The sequence below is a fragment of the Cellulomonas sp. P5_E12 genome (assembly GCF_054049315.1).
Genome location: NZ_JBFUMP010000016.1, coordinates 1 through 13,555, shown reverse-complemented (window position 1 = coordinate 13,555; position 13,555 = coordinate 1). Strand labels below are relative to the sequence as shown.

The 13,555-nt window shown below is 72.2% G+C and carries 13 protein-coding genes; 10 read left to right on the top strand and 3 right to left on the bottom strand.

Going from position 1 to position 13,555, the window contains the following annotated elements; translation table 11 throughout:
• Position 1: 1 nt before the first annotated feature.
• Entirely contained in the window at positions 2 to 1,234 is a 1,233-nt protein-coding gene (gene kynU / locus ACXJKA_RS13595) for a kynureninase (RefSeq protein WP_456825742.1), read from the bottom strand.
• 92 nt (positions 1,235 to 1,326) lie between these two features.
• Here kynU and pdxT point away from each other — a divergent pair, with 92 nt between their 5' ends.
• The 10 genes from pdxT to ACXJKA_RS13545 all read left to right on the top strand — a co-directional run bounded on the left by pdxT (position 1,327) and on the right by ACXJKA_RS13545 (position 11,953).
• The gene (pdxT, locus tag ACXJKA_RS13590) at positions 1,327 to 1,926 is read left to right on the top strand and encodes a pyridoxal 5'-phosphate synthase glutaminase subunit PdxT (RefSeq protein WP_456825741.1); all 600 of its coding nucleotides are present in this window, start codon (positions 1,327 to 1,329) and stop codon (positions 1,924 to 1,926) included.
• Between the two features lie 57 nt (positions 1,927 to 1,983).
• Positions 1,984 to 2,739, top strand: coding sequence for a YebC/PmpR family DNA-binding transcriptional regulator (locus ACXJKA_RS13585; RefSeq protein WP_456825740.1), 756 nt, complete (start codon positions 1,984 to 1,986; stop codon positions 2,737 to 2,739).
• 280 nt (positions 2,740 to 3,019) lie between these two features.
• Positions 3,020 to 3,586: a crossover junction endodeoxyribonuclease RuvC gene (gene ruvC / locus ACXJKA_RS13580; RefSeq protein ID WP_456825739.1), complete on the top strand. Its 567-nt coding sequence runs from the start codon at positions 3,020 to 3,022 to the stop codon at positions 3,584 to 3,586.
• 80 nt (positions 3,587 to 3,666) lie between these two features.
• A complete protein-coding gene (gene ruvA / locus ACXJKA_RS13575) occupies positions 3,667 to 4,278 on the top strand; it encodes a Holliday junction branch migration protein RuvA (protein WP_456825738.1) in 612 nt (203 codons plus the stop codon).
• Positions 4,271 to 5,329, top strand: coding sequence for a Holliday junction branch migration DNA helicase RuvB (gene ruvB, locus ACXJKA_RS13570; RefSeq protein ID WP_456825737.1), 1,059 nt, complete (start codon positions 4,271 to 4,273; stop codon positions 5,327 to 5,329). Before ruvA ends, ruvB begins: the two co-directional genes overlap by 8 nt.
• Before the next feature lie 114 nt (positions 5,330 to 5,443).
• The gene (yajC, locus tag ACXJKA_RS13565) at positions 5,444 to 5,881 is read left to right on the top strand and encodes a preprotein translocase subunit YajC (RefSeq protein WP_456825736.1); all 438 of its coding nucleotides are present in this window, start codon (positions 5,444 to 5,446) and stop codon (positions 5,879 to 5,881) included.
• Positions 5,882 to 5,966: 85 nt separating this feature from the next.
• A complete protein-coding gene (secD, locus tag ACXJKA_RS13560; protein WP_456825735.1) occupies positions 5,967 to 7,877 on the top strand; it encodes a protein translocase subunit SecD in 1,911 nt (636 codons plus the stop codon).
• Positions 7,877 to 8,971: a protein translocase subunit SecF gene (gene secF, locus ACXJKA_RS13555; protein ID WP_456825734.1), complete on the top strand. Its 1,095-nt coding sequence runs from the start codon at positions 7,877 to 7,879 to the stop codon at positions 8,969 to 8,971. Before secD ends, secF begins: the two co-directional genes overlap by 1 nt.
• A complete protein-coding gene (locus ACXJKA_RS13550) occupies positions 8,968 to 9,546 on the top strand; it encodes an adenine phosphoribosyltransferase (protein ID WP_456825733.1) in 579 nt (192 codons plus the stop codon). Before secF ends, ACXJKA_RS13550 begins: the two co-directional genes overlap by 4 nt.
• A gap of 82 nt (positions 9,547 to 9,628) precedes the next feature.
• Entirely contained in the window at positions 9,629 to 11,953 is a 2,325-nt protein-coding gene (locus ACXJKA_RS13545) for a RelA/SpoT family protein (RefSeq protein WP_456825732.1), read from the top strand.
• On the opposite strand, the gene ACXJKA_RS13540 is transcribed toward ACXJKA_RS13545, so the two are convergent.
• The gene (locus tag ACXJKA_RS13540) at positions 11,940 to 12,515 is read right to left on the bottom strand and encodes a hypothetical protein (protein WP_456825731.1); all 576 of its coding nucleotides are present in this window, start codon (positions 12,513 to 12,515) and stop codon (positions 11,940 to 11,942) included. The two genes, ACXJKA_RS13545 and ACXJKA_RS13540, sit on opposite strands and share 14 nt — an antisense overlap.
• Positions 12,516 to 12,626: 111 nt before the next feature.
• The coding region (locus ACXJKA_RS13535; RefSeq protein WP_456825730.1) for a DUF349 domain-containing protein at positions 12,627 to 13,555 on the bottom strand (929 nt) is incomplete at its 5' end.

The following is a 13,555-nucleotide window of genomic DNA, read 5'->3' as shown; positions in this document are numbered from 1 at the left end:
GTCAGGTGACGGCGTTCCGCGTCGTCCAGGCCGGGTCGAGGTGCTCGTCGCGGTCCAGCACGTCGCGCAGCGCGCGGACGGCCGTGACGAGGTCGGCGTGCGTGAGGTACGGCGCGGCGACGCCGAGGCGGACGATGTCGGGCATGCGGAAGTCGCCGACGACGCCGCGCGCGACCAGCGCCTGGACGATGCCGTAGGCGTCGGGGTGCCGGACCGCGACCTGGGAGCCGCGTCGGTCGTCGGCCTCGGGCGACGCGAACTCGGCGTCCGGCAGCACCGCGGTGATCGCGTCGCGCAAGAACCGGGTGAGGGACGAGGACCGGGCGCGGACGTCCTCGATCGCGACGTCGTCGAACGCGTGCAGGGCCGCCTCCAGCGCGAGCAGGGACAGCAGCGGCGGGGTCCCGATCCGTGCCCGTTCGATCCCGGGGGCGGGCTCGTACTCGTCGATCATCGCGAACGGCTGGGCGTGCCCGTGCCAGCCGGGCAGCACGTTGACGAACGCGTCCTGGTGCCGCGCGGCGACGTAGCCGAACGCCGGAGCACCCGGGCCGCCGTTGAGGTACTTGTAGCCGCAGCCGACGGCCAGGTCGACGCCGTGCTCGTCGAGCCCGACCGGCACGGCACCCGCGGAGTGGCAGAGGTCCCACACCACCAGCGCACCAGCCGCATGAGCCGCCGCCGTGATGCCGGGCAGGTCGAGCAGGTCCCCGGTCCGGTAGTCGACGTGGGACAGGACGACGACCGCGACGTCGGGGCCGAGGCGGCCGGGAATCTCGGCCGGGACAGCGTGCTCGACCCGCCACCCGACCTGCGCCGCGACGCCGGCGATGACGTACTGGTCGGTGGGGAACGAGCCGGGCTCCGTGAGCACGACCGAACGACCCGTGCGCAGCGCCGCGGCGGCGTGCAGCGACTGGTGCAGGCGCACGCTCGTGGAGTCGCCGACCACGACCTGGCCCGGTGCCGCGCCGATCAGCCGCCCGATCGCGTCACCCACCCGGACAGGTGCGTCCCACCAGCCGTGGGCGTTCCAGGACGCGATCAGGTCGTGGCCCCACTCCTGCCGCACCACCGTCGCGACCGCCTCTGGCACGCCCACCGGCAGCGCACCGAGCGAGTTGCCGTCGAGGTAGACGACGCCGGGCGGGAGCAGGAAGCGGTCGCGCAGGTCCGTGGCGGCGTGGGCGGCGTCGAGGGCCGCGGCCTGGGCGTCGAGCTGGTCGAAGGTCACGGTCCGCGAGCCTACGACGGCACGGTCGGCTCGCGATCCGCCAGCCGGGCGCGTCGTCGGCCCGGCCCGGGCGACGCCTAGACTCGCCCGTCGTGACCGTGACCGTCGGAGTCCTCGCCCTGCAGGGAGACGTGCGCGAGCACGTGCGCGCCCTCACGTCCGTGGGTGCGCAGGCCGTGCCGGTGCGTCGGCAGCGTGAGCTCGACGCGGTCGACGCCCTGGTGATCCCCGGCGGCGAGTCGACCACCATCGACAAGCTGCTGCGCGCGTTCGAACTGTTCGGGCCGGTCCAGGACCGGCTGCGCGCCGGGATGCCGGCCTACGGGTCGTGCGCCGGGATGATCCTGCTGGCCGACCGCGTGCTCGGTGGGATCGAGGGGCAGCAGACCCTCGGCGGAGTCGACGTCACCGTGCGACGCAACGCGTTCGGGCGCCAGGTGGAGTCGTTCGAGACGGACCTGGCGATCGACGGCATCGACGGCCCGGTGCATGCCGTGTTCATCCGGGCGCCGTGGGTCGAGGAGGTCGGTCCGGCCGCCACGGTGCTGGGCCGGGTGGAGTCCGGTCCCGCCGCCGGTAGGATCGTTGCGGTGCGCCAGGGGCCGTTGCTCGTGACCTCCTTCCACCCGGAGGTCACCGGAGACACCCGGGTGCATCAACTGTTCGTAGAGATCGTCCGCGACACCCTGTGACGACCGGCGTCGGAGCCGGCTGCAGGGGCGCGCGGGAGACGAAGGGGTAGCGAAGCGATGTCGGGTCACTCCAAGTGGGCCACCACCAAGCACAAGAAGGCCGTGGTCGACGCCAAGCGGAGCAAGCTCTTCGCGAAGCTCATCAAGAACATCGAGGTCGCCGCGCGCACCGGCGGCGGTGACCTCGCGGGCAACCCCACGCTCTTCGACGCGGTCCAGAAGGCCAAGAAGAACTCGGTCCCGATCGACAACATCAACCGTGCGGTCAAGCGCGGGTCCGGCCAGGAAGCCGGCGGCGCCGACTACACGACGATCATGTACGAGGGCTACGGCTCGGGCGGGGTCGCGGTGCTGGTCGAGTGCCTCACCGACAACCGCAACCGTGCCGCGTCGGACGTGCGTGTCGCGTTCACGCGCAACGGCGGCCAGATGGCCGACCCGGGCTCGGTCTCCTACCTGTTCTCGCGCAAGGGCGTCGTCATCGTGCCCAAGGAGGGCACCGACGAGGACGCCGTCGTGGAGGCCGTGCTCGACGCGGGTGGCGAGGAGGTCAACGACCTCGGTGAGGCCTTCGAGGTGCTCTCCGAGGCGACCGACCTGGTGCCCGTGCGCACGGCGCTGCAGAACGCCGGCATCGAATACGACTCCGCGGACGTCGTGTTCTGGCCCGCCACGCAGATCGAGGTCGACGCCGAGGGTGCGCGCAAGATCCTGCGCCTCATCGACGCCCTCGAGGACTCCGACGACGTGCAGAACGTCTACGCGAACTTCGACGCCTCGGACGAGGTCATGGCGGAGCTCGAGGAGGACTGAGCCGGAGCGCAGCGGAGGTCGAGGGGCGCGGAGCGTCACTCGGCCGCAGCGAAGCGCAGGCTCGGTCCGACCGCGAACCGGAGGACTGAGCCGGAGCGCAGCGGAGGTCGAGGGGCGCGGAGCGTCACTCGGCCGCAGCGAAGCGCAGGTTCGGTCCGACCGCGAACGAGACGACCGAGCACCACTCTCGGAGGGGCCCGGCCGCGCTGCGGTCGGGCCCCTTCGTCGTCCCGGGCGCGCCCTCCCAGGTTGGTCCCCGATCGGCTGCGACCATGACGGCGTGCGCGTCCTCGGAGTCGACCCCGGCCTGACCAGGTGCGGCCTCGGCGTCGTCGACGGGCTCCCGTCCCGCGGCCTGGCCATGGTCGCGGTCGGCGTGGCGACGTCCGACGCGCTGTGGGACGTGGACCAGCGCCTGCTCTCGATCGAGCGTCAGATCGAGGAGTGGCTCGAGGAGCACGCGCCCGACGCCGTCGCCGTGGAGCGCGTGTTCGCGCAGCACAACCTGCGCACGGTGATGGGCACCGCGCAGGTGGCCGGGATCGCGATGGTCGCCGCCGCGCGGCGCCGGATCCCCGTCGCGCTGCACACGCCCAGCGAGGTCAAGGCCGCCGTCACCGGCAACGGGCGGGCGGACAAGGCCCAGGTGCAGACGATGGTGCAGCGGCTCCTGCGGCTCGAGGAGCTGCCCCGACCTGCCGACGCCGCCGACGCGCTCGCCCTGGCCGTGTGCCACCTCTGGCGACCCGCCGGCGCCCTCGGCGCGCCCCAGCGCGCGCCCGGCTCGCTCACCGCCGCGCAGCGCGCCTGGGCCACCGCCGAGCAGGCGGCGCGTCGTCGCGGCTGACCGCGTGTCTTCGTACACCTGTTCGCCTCGGTGTGCCAGAGTGTTCCCGGCTTCAGTTCTCGACCCAAGGAGGGTGACCGGTGATCGCGTCGGTCCACGGCACGGTGCAGGCGGTCCGGCTCGACGCGGCGGTGGTCGAGGTCGGGGGAGTGGGCCTGCTGGTGCACGCGACTCCCGCGACCCTCGCTGGCCTGCGCGTCGGGTCGACCGCGCAGCTGGCGACGTCGCTGCTCGTCCGCGAGGACGCGCTGACCCTGTTCGGGTTCGCCGACACCGACGAGCGCGAGATCTTCGAGATCGTGCAGACCGTGAGCGGCGTCGGTCCTCGGCTCGCCCTGGCCATGCTGGCCGTGCACACCCCCGACGGGTTGCGCCGCGCGGTGGTCGACGAGGACGTCAAGGCGCTCCAGCGCGTGCCCGGCATCGGGCTCAAGGGCGCGCAGCGCATCGTCCTCGAGCTCAAGGACCGCATCGGCGCCCCCGCCAACGTGTCCGCCCCCGCCGCCGCCGTGTTCGGCGGCGACCGCCGCGACCAGGTGGTGGAGGCGCTCGTCGGACTCGGCTGGAACGCCCGGGCGGCGGGCGACGCCGTGTCGACTGTGCTCGAGGGCACCGAGGGGCCGGTCGCCGCCGACGAGGTCGCGGGCGTCCTGCGGGCTGCGCTGCGGACGCTGGGTGGTGGACGTGGCTGACGAGCGCGAGGAGCTGGTGACCGAGCGGTTCGCCGCGGAGTCCCTGGTCCGGTCCGGCGCCGACGACCTCGAACGTGCGGCCGAGGCCGCGCTGCGACCGCGCAAGCTCGACGAGTTCGTCGGGCAGCGTGTCGTGCGCGACCAGCTGTCGCTCGTGCTCGACGCCGCACGCGGCCGCGGCCGGGCACCCGACCACGTGCTGCTGTCGGGCCCGCCAGGGCTGGGCAAGACGACGCTCGCCATGATCATCGCGGCCGAGATGGGGGCGTCGCTGCGGGTCACGAGCGGGCCGGCCATCCAGCACGCGGGCGACCTCGCGGCCGTCCTGTCCTCGCTCGAGGACGGCGAGGTGCTCTTCCTGGACGAGATCCACCGGATCGCGCGGCCGGCCGAGGAGCTCCTCTACATGGCGATGGAGGACTTCCGGGTCGACGTGATCGTCGGCAAGGGAGCGGGCGCCAGCGCGATCCCGCTGACCCTGCCGCCGTTCACGGTGGTCGGCGCCACCACGCGCGCGGGACTGCTGCCCGCGCCGTTGCGCGACCGGTTCGGCTTCACGGCACACCTGGACTTCTACTCCGCCGACGAGCTCGAGCAGGTGCTCGTCCGCTCCGCCGGGCTGCTCGGCGTGCCGCTCGACCACACCGCCGCCGCGGAGATCGCGTCCCGCTCGCGGGGCACGCCGCGCATCGCGAACCGGCTGCTCCGGCGCGTGCGGGACTGGGCCGAGGTGCGCGGTGACGGCACGCTCAGCCTGGCGGCCGCGCGCGCGGCGCTGGAGGTCTACGAGGTCGACCAGCTCGGTCTGGACCGGTTGGACCGTGCGGTCCTGACCGCGCTGTGCACCCGGTTCGGGGGTGGCCCGGTGGGCCTCACCACGCTCGCCGTCGCCGTCGCCGAGGAGGCGGAGACCGTGGAGACCGTGGCCGAGCCGTTCCTCGTGCGGGAGGGTCTGATCGGGCGGACGGCACGCGGTCGGGTGGCGCTGCCGGCCGCCTGGGCGCACCTCGGTCTCGAGATGCCTCACGGATCGGGCACACTGTTCGGCTGAGCCGGTCCTCACTGCGCAGATCTCGGAACCCTCATCGGGCTCCGTGCGTTGGAGCGGCGAGCCGCTGCGCCTAGACTGCGGCGGACACACCACCCCGATCGGAGCCTTTCAGCCGTGGATCCTTCCTTCCTCGTCATCCTTGCCGTCGCCCTCGGCGCCCTGTGGCTCATGTCGAACCGCACGCGCAAGCAGCAGCGCACGGCTTCGGAGTTCCGCAACAACCTCGTCGCCGGTGACGAGGTCATGACGGCGTCGGGTCTGCTGGGCACCGTCGTGGCCGTCGAGGACGACGTCATCACGCTGGAGTCGGCGCCGGGCACCCAGACGCGCTGGATCCGCGCCGCGATCGCCAAGAAGATCGAACCCGTCATCGACGACGTCCAGGAGATCGACGACGCCGACGACGACAGCGACATCGACGACCAGGTGGACGACGTCGCGGTGTCCGATGCCGACCGCATCAGCCGCGCGGACGACGACGTGATCGACGTCCCGGACGACCTGTCCTCGCTGCCGCCCGCCCGCAAGGACGGGGACCCGGACACCAAGTAGACCGTTTGGTCCGGGTGACGACGCCCGGACCTTGACCCCACCGGCTGCCTTCGCGGTTCGGTGCGCGCACGAGAGAAGAACTCCGTTGGCTCCTCCTACACGCCGCCAGAGGCCTGTCCGCACGCTCATCGTGCTCGGCGTCATCATCCTTGCGCTCTTCGGCGCCATCGCCGCAGGCGTCAAGTGGTCCACCGCGTCGTGGACCCCGAACCTCGCGCTCGACCTCGAGGGTGGCACGCAGATCATCCTCACCCCGGTCGCGGAGAACGGGGAGAAGATCACCTCGGAGACGACCGCGCAGGCGATCGACGTCATCCGTCAGCGCGTCGACTCGTCGGGCGTGGCCGAGGCTGAGATCACCAGCCAGAGCGGCGGCAACATCGTCGTCGCCCTGCCGGGCCACCCGAGCGAGGAGACGCTCAAGCTCGTCCGGACGTCGGCGGTCATGTCGTTCCGGCCCGTGCTCGCCATCGGCAACCCGACGCCCACCGACACGTCGACGGCGACGCCGACCCCGACCGCGTCGGCGGCAGGTACCGACGGGGCGGCTGCGGAGCCCACGCCGACGCCGAGCGCGTCGGCCGAGGCGCCGTCGGACGTGCCCACCAAGGCAGCGCCCGACAGCCCGAGCGACGCGGCGTACTACATCACCCCGGCGGTCCAGGCGGAGTTCGACGCCCTCGACTGCACCGACCCCGACAACCTCACCGGTGGGGTCAACGGGGACCCAGACAAGGCCTTCGTCACGTGCAGCCAGGACGGCAGCGCGAAGTACATCCTTGGTCCGATCGAGATCGCCGGCGCGCGGATCTCCACGGCGAGCTCGGGCCTGAACCAGCTGCCCAGCGGCGGTCAGGGCAACGAGTGGGTCGTGAACATCGTCTTCGACAACGAGGGCACGACGCAGTTCACCGACGTGACCACCCGCCTGCAGGGCCTGGCCTCGACGCCGCCCCAGAACCAGTTCGCGATGGTCCTGGACGGTCTCGTCATCTCGGCCCCCAGCCTCGCCTCCGGCGTCATCATCGCGGACGGCAAGGCCGAGATCTCGGGCACGTTCACGCGCGAGAGCGCGGCGAGCCTGGCCAACCAGCTGAACTTCGGTTCGCTGCCGCTGACGTTCGAGGTGCAGAGCGAGGAGCAGATCTCCGCGACGCTCGGTTCCGAGCAGCTGCAGAAGGGCCTCATCGCCGGTCTCATCGGCCTGGCCCTGGTCGTCCTCTACTCGATGCTCCAGTACCGCGCGCTGGGCCTGGTCACGGTCTCGTCGCTCGTGGTCGCGGGCATCCTCGTCTACGGCGTGATCACGCTGCTCTCCTGGACGCAGGGCTTCCGGCTCTCGCTGCCCGGTGTCGCGGGACTCATCGTGGCGATCGGTATCACCGCGGACTCGTTCATCGTGTACTTCGAGCGCATCCGTGACGAGCTGCGCGAGGGCCGCACCCTCGTCGCGGCCGTCGACCGAGGCTGGGAGCGTGCGCGCCGCACCATCCTGGCGTCCGACGCCGTGAACTTCCTCGCGGCGATCGTGCTCTACCTGCTCGCCGTCGGTGGCGTGCGTGGTTTCGCGTTCACCCTCGGGCTCACCACGCTCATCGACGTGCTCGTGGTCTTCATGTTCACGCACCCGGTGATGCAGCTGCTCGCGCGCACCAAGTTCTTCGGTCAGGGTCACCGGCTGTCCGGCCTCGACCCACGCCGGCTCGGTGTCGAGGGCTCGCGCTACGTCGGCCGTGGCCGCGTCGTCACGGGCCCCCGGACCTCCGAGGATGCAGACGTCGCGGACGCCGGCGTCGAGGACGCACCGGTCGACGCCGAGCCCACGCCTCGCGTGCCGGTCGCCGTCGGCGGCGGCGCGGGCGGGCAGACGATCGCCGAGCGCCGTGCAGCGGCGAAGGCGGCTGAGCAGAAGGCCGCCGTGGTCGACGCTCCCGCCGACGCACCGGTCACCGAGTCCGAGCCCGAGTCCGGGCGCACCGAGGGGAACGATCACTGATGGCCGCCGGATTCGCCCAGTGGGGCAACGACCTGTACACGGGCCGGCGGTCGTACGACATCGTCGGTCGACGCAAGATCTGGTTCACGATCTCGACCGTCCTCGTGATCCTGTCGGCGATCTTCCTCATCAAGCCGGGCCTCAACCCCGGCATCGAGTTCCGGGGCGGGTCCGAGTTCGTCGTCTCCGGCGTGGCCGACGACAGCCAGCAGCTCGCGATCGACACCGTCCTGGTGATCGCGCCGGACGAGCAGCCGAAGGTCACCACGATCGGCGCCGACGGGCTGCGCATCCAGACCTCGACGCTCACCAACGACCAGGTCGAGAAGGTCAAGGCGTCGCTCGCGACGGCCTTCGACGTGCCGGAGGGCACCAACGTCACCAGCTCGTTCATCGGGCCGTCGTGGGGCAAGGATATCTCGCAGAAGGCCATCACCGGCATCCTGGTGTTCCTCGTCTTCGTGACCATCGTGATGACGATCTACTTCCGCAACTGGCGGATGGCCGTGGCCGCGCTGATCGCGCTCTTCCACGACCTCATCATCACGGTGGGCGTGTACGCGGCGGTGGGCTGGGAGGTCACGCCGGCGACGGTCATCGGCTTCCTGACGATCCTCGGGTACTCGATCTACGACACCGTCGTGGTGTTCGACAAGGTGCGCGAGAACACCGCGGACACGCTGGACCAGTCTCGGTTCACGTACGCCGAGAAGGCCAACCTCGCGATCAACCAGACGCTCGTGCGGTCGATCAACACCTCGGTGGTCGCCCTGCTGCCCGTGAGCGCGATCCTGTTCGTCGGCACGTTCGTCCTCGGCCCGGGGACGCTGCGCGACATCGCGCTGGCGCTCTTCGTCGGCATGCTGATCGGCACCTTCTCGTCGATCTTCCTCGCCACGCCGTTCGAGGTCGTGCTCCGCAACCGCGAGCCCGCGCTGCGCGACCACACCCGCAAGGTCCTGGCTGCCCGGGCCGCACGCGTCGCCGGCGGCGAGGTCGAGCCCCAGGACGTCGGCCCCGTGCACGTGACGGTGGGCGCCCTCAAGCCGGGTTCGCACCAGGGCGTCGCGGCGCAGCCGAAGCGCAAGCGATGACCGATCCGTTCGGCGCGGCGGGGACTCCCACGGGGGTCCCCGCCGCGCGTGCGGACGTGCTCCGCCGCATCGACCAGCTGGTGCGTCTGGTCCCCGACTACCCGCAGCCCGGCGTGCTCTTCCGCGACATCACCCCGCTGCTCGCCGACGCCGCGGCCTTCGCCGACGTGATCGCCGAGATCGCCGGCCGCGTCGACGGGCCCGTCGACCTCGTCGCCGGCATGGAGGCCCGCGGGTTCCTGCTGGCCGCCCCCGTGGCGGTCGCGCTCGGCGCCGGGGTTCTCCCCGTGCGCAAGGCGGGCAAGCTCCCGGGGCCGACGGCCGCGCAGTCCTACGAGCTCGAGTACGGCACGGCGACGATCGAGATCCACCCGGACACCGTCCCGGCGGGCTCGCGCGTGCTCGTGATCGACGACGTGCTGGCCACCGGCGGGACGGCGGCGGCCACGGTCGCGCTGCTGCAGCGCTGCGGTGCCGAGGTCGTCGGGCTGTCGTTCCTGGTCGAGCTCGAGGCGCTCCGCGGCCGCGACCAGCTGGCGGGCCACCCGATCGACGTCCTCGTCGCGGTGCCCTGACCAGGGCCGCCGCCGCGGCACTGTGACCGTCCCACCGCCTGCGCGGTCGTAGACTGTCGCCTCGACCGTGGGAGGGGGTGTGATGAGCGAAGACGTCCGCACGCCCGAGACCGGTGCCCCGGCGACGCAGAGCGACTCACCGTCGAGCCGCATGCGTTCGCGTCTGGGCAGGTTCGGCGCGCGCAGCGGTGCCGCGTTCCCGGCGATCGAGCCGGTGCTGCAGGCGGCGCGCACCAACCACCCGAAGGCCGACCTGGCCGTCGTCGAGCAGGCGTACGTCGTCGCCGAGAAGGCGCACCGCGGCCAGCTGCGCAAGAGCGGCGACCCGTACATCACGCACCCGGTCGCGGTCGCCACGATCCTCGCCGAGCTGGGCATGACGCCGTCCACCCTGGCGGCCGCGCTCCTCCACGACACCGTCGAGGACACCGACTACTCGCTCGACCAGCTGCGCCGCGAGTTCGGCCCCGAGATCGCGATGCTCGTCGACGGCGTCACCAAGCTGGACAAGGTGACCTACGGCGACGCGGCCCAGGCCGAGACCGTGCGCAAGATGGTCGTCGCGATGTCCCGCGACATCCGCGTCCTGGTGATCAAGCTCGCGGACCGGCTGCACAACGCCCGGACCTGGAAGTTCGTCGCCGCGGCGTCGGCCGAGAAGAAGGCCCGCGAGACGCTCGAGATCTACGCCCCGCTGGCCCACCGCCTCGGCATGAACACGATCAAGTGGGAGCTCGAGGACCTCTCGTTCGCGACGCTCTACCCCAAGGTCTACGACGAGATCGTGCACCTGGTGGCCGAGCGTGCACCGGCGCGCGAGGAGTACCTGGCGACCGTGCGCGAGCAGGTCGGCACCGACCTCGGCAAGGCCAAGATCCGGGCGACCGTGACCGGCCGGCCGAAGCACTACTACTCGATCTACCAGAAGATGATCGTGCGCGGCCGCGACTTCGCGGACATCTACGACCTCGTCGGGGTGCGCGTCCTGGTCGACTCGGTGCGGGACTGCTATGCGGCGCTGGGTGCGCTGCACGCGCGGTGGAACCCGGTGCCGGGCCGGTTCAAGGACTACATCGCGATGCCCAAGTTCAACCTCTATCAGTCGCTGCACACCACCGTGATCGGCCCCGGCGGCAAGCCCGTCGAGATCCAGATCCGCACCCACGACATGCACCGTCGGGCGGAGTACGGCGTCGCCGCGCACTGGAAGTACAAGGAGAGCGCGAAGAACGGCAGCTCGGCCGACCCGGACACTGCCGGCAACGACATGCAGTGGCTCCGGCAGCTGGTCGACTGGCAGAAGGAGACGGCCGACCCGAGCGAGTTCCTGGACTCCCTGCGGTTCGAGATCGCCGGCTCCGAGGTGTACGTGTTCACGCCGAAGGGCGACGTGATCGGGCTGCCGTCGGGTTCCACCCCGGTCGACTTCGCGTACGCCGTGCACACCGAGGTCGGGCACCGGACCATGGGCGCCCGCGTCAACGGCCGGCTCGTGCCCCTCGACTCGTCGCTGGAGAACGGCGACGTGGTCGACGTCTTCACGTCCAAGTCCGAGACCGCGGGCCCGTCGCGCGACTGGCTGGGCTTCGTCAAGAGCCCGCGCGCGCGGAACAAGATCCGCCAGTGGTTCTCCAAGGAGCGCCGCGAAGAGGCGATCGAGCACGGCAAGGACGCCATCGCCAAGGCGATGCGCAAGCAGAACCTGCCGATCCAGCGCCTGCTGTCCCACGAGTCCCTGGTAGCCCTGGCCAACGAGATGCGGTACGCGGACGTCTCCGCGCTCTACGCCGCGATCGGCGAGGGCCAGGTCTCCGCGGCGACGGTCGTGCAGCGGCTCGTGCAGTCGATGGGCGGCGAGCCGGCGGCCGAGGAGGACCTCGCCGAGGTCGCCCGACCCGGTCAGACCCAGCGCCGGGTGCGCACGGGCGACCCGGGCGTCGTGGTCAAGGGCGTGGACGACATCTGGGTCAAGCTCGCGAAGTGCTGCACGCCGGTGCCGGGCGACGACATCGTCGGCTTCGTGACCCGCGGCGCCGGCGTGAGCGTGCACCGCAGCGACTGCATCAACGTCCAGAGCCTGCGTTCGGAGCCCGAGCGCATGGTGGACGTCTCCTGGAGCCACAACAGCACCTCGCTGTTCCTCGTCCAGATCCAGGTCGAGGCGCTGGACCGCAGCCGCCTCCTTTCCGACGTCACGCGCGTGCTGTCCGACTCGCACGTCAACATCCTCTCGGCGTCGGTCTCCACGTCTCGGGACCGCGTCGCGTTGTCGCGGTTCGTGTTCGAGATGGCCGAGCCGAACCACCTCGCGTCCGTGCTCGCGGCGGTCCGCAAGGTGGAGGGCGTGTTCGACGTCTACCGGATCACGGGGGCGAAGGCCGCCGAGGAACCGGTCATCCGCGCCTGAGCTCCAGGGACCGCAGGGTGGCGTCCGCCTGACGGATCCCGCGGTACCCCCGCAGGCTGGCGAGGTGCTCCCGCGCCCGCTCGGGGTCGAGCCCGACGTCCTGCAGCGCGCGCAACAGAGGCAGGGCGTCGTCGGGCGGGAGCATCCGGGCGACGTCGATCCCGGTGCGCTGGACCGACGTCGCGCGCAGCCCGCCGACCCGCACCACGTCGACCGGGGCGAGCACGGCCTCGGCGGCGATCCGGGCCGGGTGTGGGTCCGTCCGCCGGCCGCCCGCGCGGACGAGCACCTCGACCCGGTCCGGCGGGAAGCACCCGGTGTGCACCCAGGTGGCGGTCCGCCGGCCGAGCACGCCGCGCGCGGGCACCAGGGACGCCACCGCGAGGGCGCGCAGCTCCGGGGTGTCGACGAGGTCGGCAGCGATGGCGACCTCGCCCCAGACGATGCGCACCACGCCGTCGCGCAGCAGGCCGAACCACGCGGCCGCGCCGACGTCGTCGCGACTCACGGTCCGGGGGAGCGCCGGCGTGGTGGCGTGATAGGCGTCCAGACCGGTGCTCACTTGGCCAGCATGGACGGCGGCGCTGTCGGCGGGTCGGCGTCGTGCCGATCTGTGGACGACGCAGGCCCCCGCCCCGAGGGGCGAGGGCCTGGACGAGCCGGACGGAACCGGTCAGCCGCGGGCGTCCTGCGCGGCGCGCTGCACCTGCTCGAGCCACGCGCGGCGGGCGTCGAGCGCCGCCTGGGCGTCGGCGATCCGGCGCGTGTCGCCCGCCGACTTGGCGCGGTCGAGGTCCGCCTCGAGCCCCGCGATCGCCTGCTCGAGCTGGGCTGCGGCACCCTCGGCGCGCGCACGCGTCTCGGGGTTGCTGCGGCGCCACTGGGCCTGGTCGGAGTCACGCACGGCGGTCTCCACCGCCCGCAGACGTCCCTCGACGCGCTGGACGTCGCCGCGAGGCACCTTGCCGGCTGCCTCCCACCGGTCCTGGATCTTGTGCAGCGCCGCCTTGGCCGCGGCCAGGTCCGTCACGGGGACGAGCGCCTCGGCCTCGACCAGCAGGGCCTCCTTGACCTCGAGGTTCGCCCGGAACTCCTCGTCGGTCGCGGCCGACTGCGCGTCGCGGGCCGCGAAGAACGCGTCCTGCGCGGCGCGGAACCGGACCCACAGGGCGTCGTCGTCAGCCCGGCTGGCGCGTCCGGCGGCCTTCCACTGCGCCATGAGGTCGCGGAAGACACCCGCGGTCGCACCCCAGTCGGTGCTGGACTGCAGTCGCTCGGCCTCGGCGACGAGGCTCTCCTTGACGCTCTTCGCCGATGCGTTGCGCGTCTCGAGCTCGGCGAAGAAGTGGCGACGCTCGCGGTCGAACGTGGTGCGGGCGTGGCTGAACCGCTTCCAGAGCGACTCCTCCGTCGGCCGGTCGAGGCGCGGCCCCGAGCGCTGCGCCTCCTTCCACTGGTCCAGCAGGGTGCGCAGCTGCTCGCCGGCGGGGCGCCACTGGATGCGGGACGGGTCCGTCGCCGCGATCTTCTCGGCCTGCTCGACGATCTGGGTCCGCGCCGCCACCGCGGCCTCGCGGGCCGCCGCACGCTCGACCTCGGCGG